The organism is Kothea flammea, from assembly GCF_052161645.1.
Lineage (GTDB): Bacteria > Planctomycetota > Planctomycetia > Pirellulales > Pirellulaceae > Laterigemmans.
Window position 1 is genome coordinate 2,888,674 of sequence record NZ_CP197414.1, and the last position, 16,905, is coordinate 2,905,578.

Genomic DNA, 16,905 nt, shown 5'->3' on the forward strand with positions numbered 1-16,905 from the left:
TCGCTTTCGTCGTTCGGGGTAAATTGGCGAGCTGAAAAGTTAGCTTCGCTTTCTGCGTTGAAGTTCTCTGAAACTAACCCGTTCACGCTCCGGTGCAGATGGTCGATCGGTTCCGAACAACAACGCTCCCTGCATCGAGGCGGCGACGGCGGAACCGACGAGGCAGTCGAGCCAGTGGTTGTCGGGTTGTTCGGGGCGGGCTTTCCATTCGTCGACTGTTCGGCTGCGGCCTTCGGTGCGGACGAAGTACTCAGCGGTGACTTGCTCGGCGAACATGCGGTGTTGGTCAAAGCGATCGCCAATGACGCATCGTCGACGCTACAAGAAGGCTACGAAAAACCAAGCATCCACGATCGCGTTGGTTAACCAGTGTGCACGGAGTGTCTAAACCCATTGAACTGCCACCCGCGATCACCCGGCGTCGGAGGCCGGAGCACCGAACAGGATCGTGAAAAGTCGCTTCGGTGTGGGATACCGACAGCATTTTTCCGAAAGTCTCCGAGCTGGCGGCTGGTCCACCCGCCGCGCCGAACGCTCATCGCCATTTGCAGGAGGTCAATTTCACCGACGCAGCGAAATGTTGGGGGCCTCAGGGCCGTTCATGACCTCGCAATCACAGGTCCGAATCCTGTCCCCGCAACTTGAACCCCACGGTAGCGAAAGATCGCCACCGTGGGGTTTCTTGTTGCGCTAGCGGAGAGACGGGGCCTCTTATCCCCATTATTCGCAAGGATTTGCGAGGCTTTGGCGAAGACCTATGTCTCTCTCCCGACTTCGCGCGCAACTGGATCGATGCGCACGCTCAGCCCTCGGCCACCTCAATTCGGGCCCAACCTCTCCGGCGTCTCTCTGTATCAGTTCCGCTGGGTCATCGAGGGATGGCTTCGCTCAATCGGTCCCAACCTCCTGGCTTCGGTGAGGGAAGGCAATGCGAAATCACGCTCCAACGGTGGCTAAATGGCGAATCCCGCGTTTGGCGAATTAATGCAGACGATTTAATTTGACATCCTGACACGGTGTCACTACGATACTGAAACCATGTCAGCATCTTCGAACAAATCTCCTCGTTTATCACCAAAGCAGCGAAAACGTGCGCGCCGCCACTCTCCGGATGAGGCCCGGCGAGAGATTATGGACAGTGCTGTCCGATTCTTATGGGAGCATAACTTCCGTGATTTGACGATCGGCGAACTGATGGCTCATACACCGCTCAGCCGTCCGGCGTTCTACCAGTATTTCAAGGATCTCCATCAATTGATCGAGTCGCTGCTGAGCGAGGTTGAGGCGGTGATGCATCAGACGGCTAATCCCTGGATCAACGGCGAGGGTGAACCGATCGCCGCGCTGAGGAAATCTCTCAAGGGAGTGGTGCAAACTTGTGTCGACCACGGGCCCGTTTTTCGAGCGGTCTCTGAAGCAGCGCCCCTCGACGAACGGCTCGAACAGACATGGTCCGCGTTCATGGGACTCTGGGACGACCAGGTCGAAGCTCGAATCAAATCTCAACAGCGGGAGGGATTGATTTCCAAATCACTCGATGCGAGACGAATTGCCAATGCATTGAATTCACTTGATGCAGCCCTGCTTATCGAGCATTTCGGCCGACGGCCACAAGGCGACCCAAAAGCTGTGCTCAAAACGTTGCACCACATCTGGGTTTCGACTTTGTATGGCGAGCTTCCGCGAAAACTGCATAGTAAACAGTGAACTTGAGAAACACGACAAAGTTGGAAACAACAAAGGACAAATGATGAACATGAAACAAATGAAGAGCATCTTGAACGCCATCGTGAAGGCAACGTTGCTGTCGACTGTCATCTCTGCTCCGGTTTGGGCGCAGACGCCGAAAATGAAGATGACGACAGAGATTCCAGAATCCGTCACCACGCCGGACCGAGTCGAAACGCGAATCGGCACCCTTGAATTCTTCGATGGCATCCCCACGAAGGAGACCTCGCAACTGGTCTACGATCATCTTGACTTCTCACGGGCCAAGGAGGCCTTCCTGAACGGGATCCCCGCTGCCTCGATTGAAGCGCTCCGTCTTGGTGCGGCGTCTCTCGGGCAAACGAAATCGAACCAGGTCCTCTACTTCGACGAGCTGATGGACAGCAAGGCGTTGTTTCTCACCGGCAACACGAGCACGGTTTACGCCATCCCCATTCTCGACCTCAAAAAGGATGGACCAACGGTGGTCGAGATCCCGGCGGGTGCCGGCCCAGGCACGGTGAACGATGCCTTCTTTCGCTTCGTGGTCGACATGGGTGCCCCCGGACCGGACAGGGGCAAAGGTGGCAAGTATCTGATCCTGCCACCCGACTACGAAGGCGACCTGGAGGGTCCCATCGGCGGCAAGGCTCAGGTGGTCGACGGTGAGACTTACTTCGTCGCCAAGTCCAGCAGCTATGCGGCTTGGATTGGCTTGCGTGGATTCCTCGTCGATGGCCAGCCGGATGCCGCCGCGAAGATGTGGCGAGATGGCCTGAAGATCTACCCTCTAGCCATGAAGGACAATCCACCAAAGATGGAATTCATCAGCGGCTCCGGCAAGTCATTCAACACGATTCACGCCAACAATTTCGAGTTCTATGAAGAGCTCCATAACGTCATCGACCGTGAACCCGTCGAGATGCTTGACCCCGAGCTGCGCGGACTCTTCGCATCCATCGGAATCGAAAAAGGTAAGCCTTTCACTCCGGACGCGAGGATGAAGCAGATCATGACCGAAGCGGTGGCGGTGGCCAACGCGACTTCACGCGCCCTCCTTTGGGATGAACGCAACAAGGACGAATTCCTCTACGAAGGCAGCTATTGGAAGCGAGGTTACCCAGGCGATAACTATCAGTTTCTCAAGGACGAGGGCGCAGGCGGGCGCAATCTGGATGCGAGGACCAGCTTCTACTATTTCGCCACGGTGAACACACCGGCGATGGCGATGAAGTTGGTCGGCGCGGGATCGCAATACGCCTGGGGCTATCGAGACTCTGCTGGTAACTATCTCGACGGCAGCATGACCTACAAACTGAACATTCCCAAGGATGCTCCCGCCCTGAAATTCTGGTCGGTTTGTGTTTATGATCCACAGACCCGTTCCATGCTCCAGACGGACCAGACATTCCCAAGCAAGCAAAGCCAGCGCGACAAGTTGATCGCCAACGAGGACGGATCGATCGATCTTTACTTCGGCCCCAAAGCCCCGGCTGGCAAAGAAGCGAACTGGACTCAGACGGTTCCCGGCAAGGGATGGTTTTGTCTCTTGCGTCTCTACAGCCCCACCGAGCCATGGTTCAACAAGACCTGGCGACCTGGCGAAATCGAGTTGGTGAAGTGATTTGGCGTCGACTCAGGTCTGAAGAACGAGGGGAACGCAGCGATGGAATTTCTTGATGTTTTTGCAATCACCATTCTCTTGGTGCTGGGGCTGGCGCTGGTCGGCGCATGGGTTTTGCTGGGAATGATGCCTGGTCGGATCGCTCGCCAGCGCAACCACCCGCAAGCCGATGCTGTCAGCGCTTGTGGATGGTGGGGCGTCATCACCATGGGGCTACTGCTACCGGTGGCGTTCATCTGGGCATACTGCATATCGGCAGACGCTCAGAACGCTGAGGCCAAAGACGCCGCCAATTCGGCGAAAGGGGACGTACTATGATTCTTTTCCTAACCCTGATTTACGTGGCGCTGTTAGCCATTTTGGTCAAGTTGAATGTTGTCCGCTTCAATTTGTTCTGGAAACTCTCGCCGCTGCTTTGGATGGTGATGCTGTTGGTGGTGCTCTTCATTCCGATGCAATGGGGTGCACCGTCAGGTGCAGTTAACGTCTATCGGATGGTGGTCGAAATCGTTCCCAACGTCAGCGGTGAAGTGGTCGAAGTCAACGCCCAAGGCAGTAAGCCAATCAGCAAAGGTGACGTGTTGTTTCGCCTTGATCCACAGCCGTTTCAAATCGAAGTGGATCGACTGTTGGCGGCCGTCAAGGAAGCCGAGCAAACAGCCAAAATGCTCCCCGCTGACTTGGCGGGAGCGGACGCGAACGTCGCCCAGGCCGAAGCGGCCATCGTGGCCGCGAAACAACAAGCCGCCTCCCTTGAATCAGCGCTCGTAGCGACGAAGGCCAGCGTTGCGAAATCTCGGACTCAGCTTGAGTTGGCAAAATCGGAAAACTCGCGTGCCCAAGAGTTGCTTGTCAGAACTGCGACCTCAGAACAAGAAGCCGAAACCAAACAGCGGAACCTTGAATTGGCAATCGCGTCCGTCGACGCAGCCGAGGCTTTGCGCCAACAGGCACAACTTGCGCTGGAGTCTACGATTGATGGCGTCAACACGAGTGTCGTTGAGGCGCAAGAGAGGTTGAAGGCGGCTCAAGCGGCAAAGCAGAAAGCCGAGCTTGCGATTGCATCCACGATCAATGGTGAAAACACACAAGTTGTCCAACTGCGAGCTCAATTGGCGACCGCGCAATTCAACCTTTCACAAACCACCGTCGTTGCTCCGTCGGACGGTTTAGTGATTGGGATGACACTGCTGCCAGGTCAGCGCGTGGCCGCGTTTCCCGGCCGCACGTGGATGGCTTTCGTCGATTCATCTAGCGCCCAGATCGCCGTTGGCATAGATCAGAACAGATTGCGTCATGTGAAGCCGGGACAAAAAGCAGAAGTCGTGTTGAAACTTTACCCGGGTCGCACATTTTCCGCGACGGTGGATCGGATTGCCTATATCACCCCAGAGGGACAGCTTCAGCCGACCGGAACGATAGCCACCGCGCCTTCGCGGAGCCAGAAGACCCTTCCATTCGGAGTTGTTCTGAAACTCGATGAAACAGATATCGACATTAGCGAATTACCAGGCGGTTCGACCGGAACGGCAACGATCTACACCGATCAGGCAATAGCAACTCACTTGATACGCCGTGTGATGATTCGCATGGAGACGTTCATCAACTACATCCTTTGATCCTGAACCTACTCAACAGAGATGGCCAGTGGCCATCAATGCCGTCCGTCCATGCCATACAAGAAAAGCCAATTTGAATGAAGATCGATATAGCAAGATTGTTACTGAGTAGGCCCTGAGCATGGCACAATTTTCCAACATCAAGCCCCGTGGGAAATGCCGGGATTGAAGCGAATGAGTTCACGAATTTAGCAAGTCACAACAATAAAAATTGGACAAAACCAAATGATGAATACAAAAGGGTACGTGCCTACCCTGCTGGCCGCCGTCGCAACCTTGGCTGCCATTTACTCTTCGGCCTCAGCCCAGGAATCTACATACAAGGAGCCCAAATACAAGGCCGATGTGCCGCAGAGCCTGATTACACCCGACAAGGTGCAGACGGAAATGTTGGGTGAACTTGAATTTACCGGCGGCATGCCCAGTGAGGCCACGGTCAAGAAGACCTACGACTTCATCGACCTGTCTCGCTCGGTGGACGCATTTCTCAACGGCATCCCGCCGACCTCCATCTACGCTATGCTGGAAGGTATGAAGCAGGCGGGCGCGAAACCGGGTGATCTGGTGCTGTGGGAAAACTATGGTGACGCCCGCACTCTTGCACTGACCTTCAATACCTCGACGCCCTACGCTTTTGCCGAGATCAACGTAAAGGATGAACCCGTCATCGTCGAAGTCCCTGCGGGACGTCTCGTCGGGGCGGTGGATGATGCTTTTTTCCGGTGGGTGACTGATCTTGGCGTAACCGGTCCGAACCAAGGCAAAGGTGGCAAGTATGTCTTTGTCGGTCCCGACTACCAAGGCGAGCTGCCCGAGGGCCATCGCGTTGTGAAGACCTCCACCTACCGCAATTGGATGTTTCTGCGCGCATTGGTCCAGCAGGGCGATGTCGAAGCAGCCACCCTGGGCTTGAGGACGCAGTTCCGCGTCTATCCGCTATCCAAGTTGAGCAACCCGCCCAAGGGACGAGTGGTCAATGCTTCGGGTGCGAAGATCAACACCATCCATGCCAACGACTATAGCTTCTGGCATGAGCTTGACGCGGTCATTCAATACGAGCCCGCCGATGCCTTCAACCCAGAACTGGTCGGCCAGTTCGCCGCGATCGGTATCAAAAAGGGAAAGCGTTTCGATCCAGATGCCCGGATGAAGAAGATCCTCACTGAGGGCGTGGCCATTGGCAATGCGACCGCGCGGTCGATCACTTTCCGACCGCGTTTGGACAGCGTCTACTTCTATCCGGGCAAGCGCCAGTGGTATTCCTGCTTTACCGGAGGCAGCCACGAGTTCATGAACAACGGGGAACTAGTGCTGGATGACCGCATCATGTTCCACTATTACGCCACCGGCATTACCCCAGCGATGACCAAGCCACAGGTCGGCACCGGCTCCGTCTACTTGATCGGCGCCCAGGATTCGGCGGGCCGCTACCTGGACGGCGGCAGGACCTACACCTGCACCTTGCCTGGCCCGGTTCCCGCCAAGGACTTCTGGTCCTTCGTGGTGTATGACAACCAGACCCGTTCTGTGCTCGAAACGGATCAGAAGTCTGGAGGCCTCGACAGCAATGATTCAGCAGTAAAGCCGAATGCGGACGGTTCCTTCACAATTTGGTTCGGCCCGACTCCACCAGCAGGGCACGAGGGCAACTGGGTCCAGACTATGCCTGGCAAGGGCTACAACATGCTGCTGCGCCTCTACGGCCCGCTACAACCCTGGTTTGACAAGACCTGGGTGCCGGGGGATCTCAAGCTGGTTAAGTAATTCAATCAACCATAGTCAGAACGTGGCCACGCAAGTCGTGCAAAATTTGATTTCAAATGGACAACCCAAGAATGATCGGAGAGCTCTCATGAACAGATTGTTGTTATCTTTAACTTTAGGGTGGATGTTTGTCGCCATAGGCGGCCTCGCGAGGGCTCAATCTCCAGCCTCCGCCCCCACGCCGGAACAAGCGATTATCGAAACGATTCGCACCTACGTTGATGCTTACAATCGTCGAGATGCTGTTGCAGTTGCTGACCATTGGGCTGAGAACGCAATGATGCTGGCGGTCGATACGCAAGAAAAGGTCGTCGGGCGTGATGCCATCCGCGAGGACCTCGCGCGGCAGTTTGAGGCAGATCCAAAGTCGCAGTTGGAAGTGAACGTGACTTCAATCCGCCTCGTTACGGACACCGTGGCCGTTGAAGACGGTATCGCTACGGTTCTCAGAGATGGGAGCGCGTATCAATCCACTTACTCCGTGGTGCACGTCAAACAGAAGGATGGGTGGAAGATCGATAGCGTTCGCGAAACGGATGTGCCGGACAAGTCCGGTCCCCAACTGTCACAACTCAGTTGGCTCGTCGGGAGCTGGGCTGATTCCGATGAGGACGCAACGGTCGAATCGCAAGTGAAGTGGGCTCGCAACGAGAAGTTTTTAACGATGAGCTTTCGTGTCGATGTCCCAGATGCGTCACCGCTGGAAGGTACTCAGATCATTGGCGTTGACCCTGCAACGGGTAAGATTCGCTCGTGGCTATTTGATTCCGACGGCGGAATCGGTCAAGGCAGTTGGTCAAGCCATGATGGAAAATGGATTGTTGAATTGAACATGACCCTACCGTCGGGCGAATCGGCTTCGGCTGTTTACGTTTACACGCCCGTTGATGCCAGCAGGTACACCTGGCATTCCCGATCACGGATTGTAGCGGGGCAATTTCTGCCTGACATGGACGAAGTGTTGGTCAATCGCGTAGCCGAGCAGCCTGAGAAGGCTGAAGAAAAAAGCGAAGATGCGCCCCAGCCCAAATAGCTCTCCCCTGCTTGCGGTCACACCCACAAAACTCAACTCTACACCACTGATCATTTAAGGATTAAGGCGATGATGTTAATGAAGGCTCGTGTGCTACTTGCACTACTGTTTTGCGTGCTACTACCCATGTCCGCCTTCGCGCAGCGGGGCCGAGGCGGCGGCGGTATGTCGCGCGGCGGTGGCGGAATGTCACGCGGCGGCGGATTTTCTGGAGGTGGCGGATTCTCTGGAGGTGGTGGATTCTCTGGAGGTGGCGCGTCTTATTCGCGCAGTCCTTCGATGAGCCGGGCCATGCCCGCGCAACCACGCATGGCGACGCCTCAATTCCAGAGCCCTGGTATTCGGCAACCTGCTGGTGGGGCCATTAATCGAGCAGGCTCCCCTGGCGCGGCTGTCAATCGTGCTGGAGCTCCGAGCGTTGGGACTTTGGGAGCCGCTGGGGGAGGCGGATTGCGAACACCCCCCTCTGGCAGCAACGCCTTTCGCTCGCAAAGCTCATTCCAGCAACCGACACGCGGACAACTGGATAGCTTCCTAAATGGTTCTGGTGGTTCAGCCTCCAATCGCGTTGCGAGCTCATCGAGTTCTGGTCCGACTGCGGGTCAAGGGGGCGGCAGCCGAACCTACGAGACGGCTCGAGGCGGAACGGTCACCGTGGGCGGCGGCTCACGCAGTGGCAATACCGAAGGTGGCGCCACGGTCGGCGGTGCAGCCGGTGGAATCAAGATTGAAACCGCTGGCGGCAATACGATTGTTCGCGGAACAGGGGGGATTGGTGCGACCGATGGTCAGAGCAGCGCTTTCGCAGCGGGCAGCCGAACTGGCATTGAAACAGCTGCGGGTGGACAAGCAGTCGGGGGCAGCGGTATACGAGGTGCCACCGACGGGACCAATTCGGCAGTTCGCGCAGGTGGTGCCGTTGGAGCTCGCGATGCAGCCGGCAACAGCGCCGTTGCTGCTCGCGGTGGCTATGCGGACTCTTCAGGCTATCGTCAGGGCGGAGCGGTCAGCGCTCGACAGAATCAATGGGGCTATACCGCCGTCAATGCTCGAGCCGGTTATGGCGTGGGTGGAACGGGACAAGTTGCTTCCAAAACCGCCTTGCGTGGTCCAGCCGGTAACGTCGTCAGTGGTGGTCGCGGCGCGAGCTACGTCAATGGCCAGTTTGTTGGTGGTCGCGCATATACGGCTGTCAACGGGAACTTTACTCGTTGGGGCTATTTCACACCTGCATATTACGGTCGATATCCTGGCGCTTGGTTCCCGGGCAAGTGGGCTGTGGTTGGGAGTGCCTGGGCGGCGACCACTTGGGCCGTAGCCGGCAGCTATTGCGGCTGCGAAGGCGGCGGGACCTATTTCGACTACGAGGAAAACGTAACATATGAGGATGGCACGGTAATGTATGAAGGTGAACCTGTCGCCACCGCAGAAGAATACTACGAACAAGCGGAAACAATTGCCGATGCGGGCGCTCAAACTCAAGATGAGGATTGGCTGCCGTTAGGAGTGTTTGCGTTGATTGCCGAGGATGATCAGACAAACACCGACAAAGTCATTCAACTGGCACTCAACAAAGAAGGAGTGATCCGCGGAAATTTCCAGGATATGTTGACTGAGCAAGTCACACCCATCACCGGCTCAGTGGATAAGAAAAGTGAGCGGGTTGCATTGAAGTTGGAAGGCAACGACTCGTTGGTCATGGAAGTTGGGCTCTACAATTTGACCAACGACGAAGTGCCCGCCCTCGTTCACTTCGACGCAGATCGCCGCGAACCACGAACTTTGATCCGGCTGAAGAATCCCGAAGAACAGTCCAACCAATAGTGGTTCATAACTGCCCTGGAAAAATTTTTCATCCGAGTCGGGAGGTAGATATCGCGAGCTGTCGATTGGTGAAAAGCCGTCTGACACATGCTTCAGTCGGTCGGCTTTCTACCAACGCTTCAAGGATCTGCATGAATTGATCGAGTCGCTGTCGAGCGAGGTTGGCAGAGCGCAACGACGGTTGCTCGTTCGAGTGCCGGCATCAGCAGTTGAATCAACAACGCAGTGAGTCTCATTTGCCTGACATCGGTCGATGTCCGCAGATTACCGCGAATTGGTTCCTGGTCGTAAGGCGATTCTTCAGTTCGAAAGAAATTGCCCTACGCGGGAATCAAGACGCACCAACGCGGAAACAGATGAAATGATTTGCCATGTATTTTTCAAACAGCAACTCCTGGTACTTGCGGTGCTTGTGCTCCCTCTACGCTCTGCAACTGCTCAGCAGGAAGGCACGACCCGACCCGGCGCGGGCTTGGTTGACGCGGCAACACCCTCAGTCATCCTCGAAGAGCCAAAGCCGGAACTGGCACGTCCAACCGCGTGGGGAGAACCAACCGAAGTCGAAGTTGGAATCTACGTAATCGACGTTGATGAAGTCAACTCCGCCGATCAGAGCTTCGCCGCCAGCGTGTATTTCCAGGCTCAGTGGAACAATCCGCTACTCGCGCACGAGGGCCCGGGGCCGAAACTTCGCAGTCTCACCGACGTCTGGAATCCGCGACTGACCATCATGGGGCAGCAAATGATTTGGCGATCCTATCCGGAATATGTCGAAATCCAACCGGACGGGACGGTCGTCTATCGACAGAAGGTCTGGGGGCGATTCTCACAACCGTTGAGTCTGCAAGACTTCCCCTTCGATGAGCAGGAATTGTCAATTCATATTGTCGCCGCAGGACTCCTCGAAAACGACGTCCGTATGGTCCCACTGGTGACCGAAAGCGGGGCGACGTCCGGTACTGCGGAAACGTTCTCTTTGCCGGATTTCGACGTTGTGTCGGATAAGGCGACAGTGCGTCCTTACTCTCTTTATAGTGGTCATCCCGGAACAGCGGGATTCGAATTGCGAATGAAAATCGATCGGCGGCCAATGTACTACATCCTGAAGGTCATTATCCCACTCGGTTTGATCGTCGTCATGTCCTGGTTACCACGCTGGATCGCTCCCAGTGAAACGGGCACGAACATCGGCATCTCCACGTCTGCTTTTCTAACACTGGTAGCCTACCTTTTCGCCATTACGGTTCTCCTCCCGCGTGTGTCCTATGTCACTCGCATGGACAGTTTCATTCTTCTGTCCACCTTGATGGTCTTTGCCGGTTTGATCCAATCCGCATGGAACGCCATCATGATCGGCAAGCAGAAGCAGAAGACGGCTGAAATTGTCGGTCGTTGGTCGCGCATCGCATATCCCTTGCTGCTCATCTTCGTCATTGTCTACTCGTTTGCTATGTGATGATTCGCAACCGACACGATGAACGGAGGGATTTGATGAGTTGGCGCACGATGCTTGGCGTGTTGAATTGACCAGTGGCGATTGCTCGCACAGATGGCCGGGCGATCGTCTTGGCTTGGTCGATTGCGTTGATGAAGTCATCGAGAGCAACGGCGTCCTTGTCGCACTCCATGCAAGATGCTCCCGGCGGCATTCGATCGACGACGATACCTGTCTCGTCATGCCGTACGAACCAAGCGCCGGTCCACACGCCAGCGGTCGGAGAGCCAGTCAGAAGAATTTCCTGTAAAGCCAAGGGGCCGTGTTCGTCGTCCGCCAAGTACGCCCAGGCTCGCGATCGTCGAGCGGCCTCGAAGAGCTCCTCGCGTCGGTAACGGCCGTCATGGATCCGGATGTGGCGAGGAAATGCTTCGGCCAGGTGCTCAAGTAATTGGGGACGGTTTCCCATTCTTGGCGTAGGATCCGCAGCACACACATGTCCGGCAAAGAGGCGTCTGACCAGAGATCAATCGGTTACGGCCACCTGCGACAGACTGCAATCGTGAACACCGTAGCGCGAACCGGCTTCATCGACCGGAGTAGGCTCTTATCGCCACTCTCGGAATGTTGACAAGATGCACCGGTGGCCGATGCCGGAAGCTTTGTCGATAGGGGCCAGAGCAAACTTTCGAGCGGTAGAGCTAGCTTCGCTTCTTGCGTTGGAGTTCTTTGAAACTCACTCGCTCTCGCTTCGGTGCAGATGGTCGGTCGGTTCCGAACAACAACGCTCCCTGCATCGAGGCGGCGACGGCGGTGCCGACGAGGCAGTCGAGCCAGTGGTTGTCGGGTTGTTCGGGGCGGGCTTTCCATTCGTCGACAGTCCGGCCGCGGCCTTCGGTGCGGACGAAGTATTCGGCGGTGACTTGCTCGGCGAACATGCGGTGAAGTGTCTGTTCGATGCGGCTCCGGTGCAGGTGTTTGTTGTGCCGTATGTTCATCGCACTCTGCCCAATTGGCGCCCTCGCGTTTGCGAATCCGCGATAGCCCTCTCGCCAACAGGGTCGCGATCCGCTCGGATCGAGTACTGCTCATGGCTGTGCTCCCACTGTCAGGAATTGAAATGTTAGGCCGGCGTCTCAGAGACGCCGGCAACCACTGACAGAGAGCGATGAAACGCAACGCGGATCAAGCGGGTCGGCCAAAGAGTTGAGAGAATTCTTCAGAACAGGTTGGCTCGTTGATTCAGAATCAACGCAGGTGGCCGGTGTTCCAGCCAATCCGGCGCGCGCTCGCAAAGCCAATTGTGTCGCCCGCCAACGCGCGACACCCCGCGACAGAATTTCGGCGACCGCCCGACGACGCTCCTTTGGCGACATCGTCGCCGGATCCAATTTCATCTTCAAAAATCGCAGCACCTCGACGCAGAGCAGGTTTTCAATTCGGCAAACGGATTCGACATCCGCACCGTAATCACATAACCCGTTTGGCAATTTCGCTACGCATGCCGTCCACCGAACGGCATGGTTTTCAAACACGATGACTGCCCTTTTCTGCCTTCAGTGGGTCCGTAGAAATATTTTCGCTAGAATTTGGCATCCGCTGTAACTTCTTGCGGATGGATTACCACGACCATCACGTAAGCGACCATAATGACGACTGACACAGCATTACATTTTCACATGATCGTATTGTAGCTATCGCAGTGAACCCATCCATCAGCCACTGGATCCAGCAGGTCAAACACGGGGATTCCGTTGCGGCCGATAAAATTTGGAAGCACTACTTCGATCGCTTGGTCTGCTCGGTTCGAGCGCGCTTGCGGGGCGGCAACCGAGCGGTATCCGACGAAGAGGACGTGGTGCTGAGCGTGTTTGACAGTTTTTATCAGGCGGCCGAGGCCGGGCGGTTTCCCGACATGGCCGATCGAGACGACTTGTGGCATCTGCTGCTTCGCATGGCAGCGCGAAAGATCGTCGACAAACGTCGTCGAGACGGCCGGGTGCGTCGCGGTGGCAACGCGCAGATTCAATCGATCCACGCGGGCAACGACGACAATCGCGTCATCGAGATTATCGGCAACGAACCGTCACCAGAGATGGTCGCGACGATACAGGAAACGGCCGAAAAGTTTTTTTCGGTTTTGGGTGTCGGGCAACTTCGCGATTTGGCGGGTGCCAAGTTAGAGGGCTATTCAAACGCGGAATTGGCCCTCCGTTTTGATTGTTCCGAAAGAACGATCGAGCGGCGATTGCATCTGATTCGCGAAAAAATTCAACAACCCATGAAGCTCGCCCATGAACATTCGCCAACCACAACTACCGATCGCGACGCTCGAGCGGATTGACGATCTGTGTGCGGATTTTGAAAAAGCTTGGCAATCAGGCGAGCGTCCGTCGATCGAGAACGCCATTCCTGACGACTTGACCGGGAAGCCACACGACGCCCTATTGGCCGAATTGATCGCGCTGGACATCGACTATCGAAAACGACGCGATGAAACGCCGACCCAGCAGGATTACGCCGAGCGGTTTCCGGATGCGAACACGTTGATCGCCGAACTGTTCGACGCATCCGAACGGTCGGGGCGTCCGTTTCAGCCCGCATCGATCGAGCGGGTCGCGGAGTTGTTTCCGAATTTGCAGATCATCGAAATGCTCGGTGCCGGCGGCATGGGAGCGGTTTACAAGGCGCGTCAAGAAGGACTCGATCGCATCGTCGCGCTGAAAATTCTGCCGAGCGAGTTTGCCCACGACGCCAAATTTTCATTACGGTTCACTCGCGAAGCCCGCACGTTGGCGAAATTAAATCACCCCAGCATCGTGTCGGTTTACGAATTTGGACACGTCGACGAAACGTTTTTCTTTTTGATGGAATACGTCGACGGCCCCACACTTCGCGACGTTGTTACCGCCGGCGAATTGTCGCCCGAGCAATCGCTCGCGATCGTGCCTCAACTGTGCGACGCGTTGCAATACGCCCACGAAAACGGAATCATTCACCGCGACATCAAACCCGAAAACATTCTGCTGACGCGCGACGGATCGGTAAAGATCGTCGACTTTGGATTGTCACGAATATTGGACGGTTCGACGTCAACGAATCACTTGACCGGCACGCATCAAGTCATGGGAACCCCACGGTACATGGCCCCCGAACAATTCGAGGGCACGCACGCGGTCGATCATCGCGCGGACATCTATTCGTTGGGCGTCGTGTTCTACGAATTGCTGACCGGCGAATTGCCGATCGGGCGTTTTGAAGTTCCGTCAAAAAAGGTCGCGATCGATGTGCGACTCGACGACGTCGTCCTGCGAACGCTCGAAAAGGAACCCGAGCGACGCTACCAAGCGGCCAGCGAAATCAAATCGGACTTGCAATCGATTAGCCAAACCGAAGGTGTCGACTTGGCGATCACGGTTGACCAAACTTCAGCGGGTGCACGCCACCGCACCGCTCCATCGGCTATCCGATCATCTGGCATCGCCGATCAAGAACTCGCGGCGCGGATGCTATTGGGGCGACGTGATTTGATGAACCAAGTTCGCCAAACGATGCGACCGCTGGTCGGTTGGCAGATTCTGCAAATCTTCATCGGCATCGCTCTGATAGGACTGGGCGTCTACGGTTGGTCGGGTGCCGGCCAGTCCAACGCACGGTTCGCATCCGGACTACTCATGCACGCCTACGGCGTTCTCTTGATCGCAACCGCCATCGCGGTGATCGTTCGCATCAAGAAGATCGACTATTCCCAGCCGATCTCCACCATTGCCGACGGATTGGGTTCGGCGAGATCGTTGTACTTGCGATTCAGCCCGCTGATCGGTTTTTCGTGGTGGTGGTTGTGGATTCCGGCGGGCGTCGCGGCGGGCTTTCCACAAATGTTGTATCCAACCGCCCTGATCCCATCGCTGGTCGTTGGCATCGTCGGATTTATTGGCTCGCTTGCACTGTTTCGTCGCGGCCGGGTTTCTGGTCGATACGGCAACATGGCTTGGGAAGACAAAGTGGGCGGATCGAGTTTTCGCGAAGCCCTCAAATTGGTCGATCAAATCAAGCAAGCCGAAATCCAATAACTCGAACCAACCCCACCATTCAACCACGCACCGATTTTTTCGCGGGCCGTTTTCTTGCCCTTCATCTTCTTGCCGAATCTTCACAACACCTCATGAAAGCCATCCACGCCGCGAGATACGGTCCACCAAACACGTTGAAAATCGCAGAACTTCTCAAACCCATCCCCCGACAAAACCAAATTCTCGTTTGCGTCCACGCAGCGGCTTTGCACGTTGGAGACTGTTTCACCGTTCGCGGTCTTATCGAAACCATCACCGAATTGATGAACCGAACGGAATGGTTTGGGAAATTCAACCGATTGTGCGCCCACCACCCGCCGATAAGATGCCTTGGAGTTCAGGACTCGGATTGCAAAATAGCGCTGTAACATCTCCATCACGATATTGAGAGGCCCGAAGTGTCAGCCGAACAGCAAATTTTGTCGAACCGAGCAAAGGTTATTGGATCTAATCGTGTTTGGCCAATCTTTGTGCTTTCGCTGCTCGCATTTATCGCGGTGATCATCACACAGGTGGTTTTCGCGATCACTGTGTTGTTGGCGACCAAAGACGCGGAAACCGGGTTTGCCGAAGCGGCAGAAGCGTTGCCGCAAACAATGATGCACGCTCCGTACTTTGTTACTTCACTCGTGATTTCCGGTCTTCCGCTCACCCTCATTGCGATCGTTGGCGGCTACGTCAGTGCGAAGCATCACAAGCAATCCATTGCATTGCGGCTTGGTTTGCACCGTCCATCCTTGCCATGGTCCGCTTGGATCTTGCTTTTGCTCGGATCGGTCTTTGTGTTCCACATCGCCGTCGGGCTTGTCTGGCTGGTCGAGCAAGTCATTCCCGGTGACAATTCGTTTCTTCATCTCTACGAAAACATCTCGACACCTTGGGCGTTCGTGTTGATTGCGGTGGTTGGCGTCGTTCCAGGAATCTCCGAGGAACTGTTCTTTCGCGGTTTTATGCAACGTCGTTTGTTGCATCGGTATTCGCCGGCGACCGCCATTGGGATTACCACCATTCTGTTCGCGTTGCTTCACGTAACGCCGCACGGAATCGCACTGGCAAGTGTCATGGGAGTGTGGCTTGGTGTAGTCGCTTGGCGAATCGGTTCGATTTGGCCATCGGTCGCCTGTCACGCGTTCGTCAATAGCGCATGGAATGTTTACCAAATCGGTCGCTTCCAATGGGGCGTGCCGGATCTGCCACCGATGTGGCTCGGCGTGACCAGTGGAATCGTTCTGCTGGTGGCGTTCGCGTGGGCGTGCAGAAGACTTCAAAGCTTTCACCCCGTCACAATTGTCTCGGCCTAAATCTTCTTCCAAACTTCAATGGGATATTGCGTTATGAGCACACTTCGCCGATTGAAATTCGAAACGCTTGACGAAGCCGCTCAAGAGGCAAGCCGTCTTCTTGAATTCGGCTACGACCGCAGCGGAAACTGGTCGTTGGGTCAGATTTGTCGCCACTTGACATTGGTTCAAAACCCAAGCATTGACGGCTACCCGTTTTGGCTGTCGCTGTTCGCACCGCTCAGGCCAGTGATGCGTTGGTGGCTGTTGCCAAAGTTACTCGATATCGATTCGCAGCCTCGCATCCGTACCATCAAAGCCTTCATGCCGCCGGACGATAGTGACGACGCATTTGAAGTGGATAGGTATCACCGAAGCGTTGACCGAATGATGGATCACACGGCACCCTTCGCACCACATCCGGCGTTCGGTCGTGTCCCTCGGCAGACGATTCTGCAAATTCATGCCGCTCATGCTGCTCATCATCTGAGATTTCTGCAGCCTCAATAACGGCAGATTTTTTGCGGCGTTCTTCCCCGCCATTGC

The 16,905-nt window shown here is 55.8% G+C and carries 16 protein-coding genes; 12 read left to right on the forward strand and 4 right to left on the reverse strand.

What is annotated here, in order from left to right:
• Nucleotides 1–39: 39 nt before the first annotated feature.
• A complete protein-coding gene (locus tag SH139x_RS10965) occupies nt 40–276 on the reverse strand; it encodes a terminase gpA endonuclease subunit (RefSeq protein WP_488355265.1) in 237 nt (78 codons plus the stop codon).
• 855 nt (nt 277–1,131) lie between these two features.
• On the opposite strand from SH139x_RS10965, the gene SH139x_RS10970 reads away from it, so the two are divergent.
• The 8 genes from SH139x_RS10970 to SH139x_RS11005 all read left to right on the forward strand — a co-directional run bounded on the left by SH139x_RS10970 (nt 1,132) and on the right by SH139x_RS11005 (nt 11,027).
• Nucleotides 1,132–1,707 carry a TetR/AcrR family transcriptional regulator gene (locus SH139x_RS10970; protein WP_488355266.1) on the forward strand — a complete coding sequence of 192 codons (576 nt, stop codon included), beginning with the start codon at nt 1,132–1,134 and terminating at the stop codon, nt 1,705–1,707.
• A 40-nt stretch (nt 1,708–1,747) separates the two neighbouring features.
• Nucleotides 1,748–3,331: a DUF1254 domain-containing protein gene (locus tag SH139x_RS10975; RefSeq protein ID WP_488355267.1), complete on the forward strand. Its 1,584-nt coding sequence runs from the start codon at nt 1,748–1,750 to the stop codon at nt 3,329–3,331.
• Nucleotides 3,332–3,373: 42 nt separating this feature from the next.
• Nucleotides 3,374–3,649 (forward strand): DUF3302 domain-containing protein, encoded by a 276-nt coding sequence (locus tag SH139x_RS10980; protein WP_488355268.1) that lies wholly within the window; start codon nt 3,374–3,376, stop codon nt 3,647–3,649.
• Nucleotides 3,646–4,950 carry an HlyD family secretion protein gene (locus tag SH139x_RS10985; protein ID WP_488355269.1) on the forward strand — a complete coding sequence of 435 codons (1,305 nt, stop codon included), beginning with the start codon at nt 3,646–3,648 and terminating at the stop codon, nt 4,948–4,950. The genes SH139x_RS10980 and SH139x_RS10985 overlap by 4 nt, the downstream gene beginning before the upstream one ends.
• A gap of 225 nt (nt 4,951–5,175) precedes the next feature.
• On the forward strand, nt 5,176–6,714 hold the full coding sequence (locus SH139x_RS10990; RefSeq protein ID WP_488355270.1) for a DUF1254 domain-containing protein: 1,539 nt from the start codon (nt 5,176–5,178) through the stop codon (nt 6,712–6,714).
• Between the two features lie 88 nt (nt 6,715–6,802).
• Complete coding sequence (locus tag SH139x_RS10995; RefSeq protein WP_488355271.1) at nt 6,803–7,747, forward strand: YybH family protein; 945 nt, start codon at nt 6,803–6,805, stop codon at nt 7,745–7,747.
• A gap of 126 nt (nt 7,748–7,873) precedes the next feature.
• A complete protein-coding gene (locus SH139x_RS11000; protein WP_488355272.1) occupies nt 7,874–9,571 on the forward strand; it encodes a hypothetical protein in 1,698 nt (565 codons plus the stop codon).
• 253 nt (nt 9,572–9,824) lie between these two features.
• On the forward strand, nt 9,825–11,027 hold the full coding sequence (locus SH139x_RS11005) for a hypothetical protein (RefSeq protein WP_488355273.1): 1,203 nt from the start codon (nt 9,825–9,827) through the stop codon (nt 11,025–11,027).
• Here SH139x_RS11005 and SH139x_RS11010 read toward each other — a convergent pair.
• Both SH139x_RS11010 and SH139x_RS11015 read right to left on the reverse strand, forming a co-directional pair.
• Entirely contained in the window at nt 11,020–11,475 is a 456-nt protein-coding gene (locus tag SH139x_RS11010) for a hypothetical protein (RefSeq protein ID WP_488355274.1), read from the reverse strand. The genes SH139x_RS11005 and SH139x_RS11010 overlap by 8 nt on opposite strands.
• Before the next feature lie 232 nt (nt 11,476–11,707).
• Nucleotides 11,708–12,004, reverse strand: coding sequence for a terminase gpA endonuclease subunit (locus tag SH139x_RS11015; protein WP_488355275.1), 297 nt, complete (start codon nt 12,002–12,004; stop codon nt 11,708–11,710).
• Nucleotides 12,005–12,702: 698 nt separating this feature from the next.
• On the opposite strand from SH139x_RS11015, the gene SH139x_RS11020 reads away from it, so the two are divergent.
• Complete coding sequence (locus tag SH139x_RS11020) at nt 12,703–13,350, forward strand: ECF-type sigma factor (protein ID WP_488356000.1); 648 nt, start codon at nt 12,703–12,705, stop codon at nt 13,348–13,350.
• Complete coding sequence (locus SH139x_RS11025) at nt 13,301–15,079, forward strand: serine/threonine protein kinase (RefSeq protein ID WP_488355276.1); 1,779 nt, start codon at nt 13,301–13,303, stop codon at nt 15,077–15,079. The genes SH139x_RS11020 and SH139x_RS11025 overlap by 50 nt, the downstream gene beginning before the upstream one ends.
• Nucleotides 15,080–15,159: 80 nt before the next feature.
• On the opposite strand, the gene SH139x_RS11030 is transcribed toward SH139x_RS11025, so the two are convergent.
• Nucleotides 15,160–15,450 carry a hypothetical protein gene (locus SH139x_RS11030; RefSeq protein WP_488355277.1) on the reverse strand — a complete coding sequence of 97 codons (291 nt, stop codon included), beginning with the start codon at nt 15,448–15,450 and terminating at the stop codon, nt 15,160–15,162.
• A gap of 126 nt (nt 15,451–15,576) precedes the next feature.
• Here SH139x_RS11030 and SH139x_RS11035 point away from each other — a divergent pair, with 126 nt between their 5' ends.
• Complete coding sequence (locus tag SH139x_RS11035; protein WP_488355278.1) at nt 15,577–16,380, forward strand: CPBP family intramembrane glutamic endopeptidase; 804 nt, start codon at nt 15,577–15,579, stop codon at nt 16,378–16,380.
• A 33-nt stretch (nt 16,381–16,413) separates the two neighbouring features.
• Nucleotides 16,414–16,869 (forward strand): DUF1569 domain-containing protein, encoded by a 456-nt coding sequence (locus SH139x_RS11040; RefSeq protein ID WP_488355279.1) that lies wholly within the window; start codon nt 16,414–16,416, stop codon nt 16,867–16,869.
• Nucleotides 16,870–16,905 lie beyond the last annotated feature (36 nt).

Coding starts and splice junctions, on each gene's coding strand:
- SH139x_RS10965 (WP_488355265.1), bottom strand. CDS start 276: ATGTTCGCCGAGCAAGTCACCGCTGAGTACTTCGTCCGCACCGAAGGC.
- SH139x_RS10970 (WP_488355266.1), top strand. CDS start 1,132: ATGGACAGTGCTGTCCGATTCTTATGGGAGCATAACTTCCGTGATTTG.
- SH139x_RS10975 (WP_488355267.1), top strand. CDS start 1,748: ATGATGAACATGAAACAAATGAAGAGCATCTTGAACGCCATCGTGAAG.
- SH139x_RS10980 (WP_488355268.1), top strand. CDS start 3,374: ATGGAATTTCTTGATGTTTTTGCAATCACCATTCTCTTGGTGCTGGGG.
- SH139x_RS10985 (WP_488355269.1), top strand. CDS start 3,646: ATGATTCTTTTCCTAACCCTGATTTACGTGGCGCTGTTAGCCATTTTG.
- SH139x_RS10990 (WP_488355270.1), top strand. CDS start 5,176: ATGATGAATACAAAAGGGTACGTGCCTACCCTGCTGGCCGCCGTCGCA.
- SH139x_RS10995 (WP_488355271.1), top strand. CDS start 6,803: ATGAACAGATTGTTGTTATCTTTAACTTTAGGGTGGATGTTTGTCGCC.
- SH139x_RS11000 (WP_488355272.1), top strand. CDS start 7,874: ATGTCCGCCTTCGCGCAGCGGGGCCGAGGCGGCGGCGGTATGTCGCGC.
- SH139x_RS11005 (WP_488355273.1), top strand. CDS start 9,825: ATGTCCGCAGATTACCGCGAATTGGTTCCTGGTCGTAAGGCGATTCTT.
- SH139x_RS11010 (WP_488355274.1), bottom strand. CDS start 11,475: ATGGGAAACCGTCCCCAATTACTTGAGCACCTGGCCGAAGCATTTCCT.
- SH139x_RS11015 (WP_488355275.1), bottom strand. CDS start 12,004: ATGAACATACGGCACAACAAACACCTGCACCGGAGCCGCATCGAACAG.
- SH139x_RS11025 (WP_488355276.1), top strand. CDS start 13,301: ATGAACATTCGCCAACCACAACTACCGATCGCGACGCTCGAGCGGATT.
- SH139x_RS11030 (WP_488355277.1), bottom strand. CDS start 15,450: ATGTTACAGCGCTATTTTGCAATCCGAGTCCTGAACTCCAAGGCATCT.
- SH139x_RS11040 (WP_488355279.1), top strand. CDS start 16,414: ATGAGCACACTTCGCCGATTGAAATTCGAAACGCTTGACGAAGCCGCT.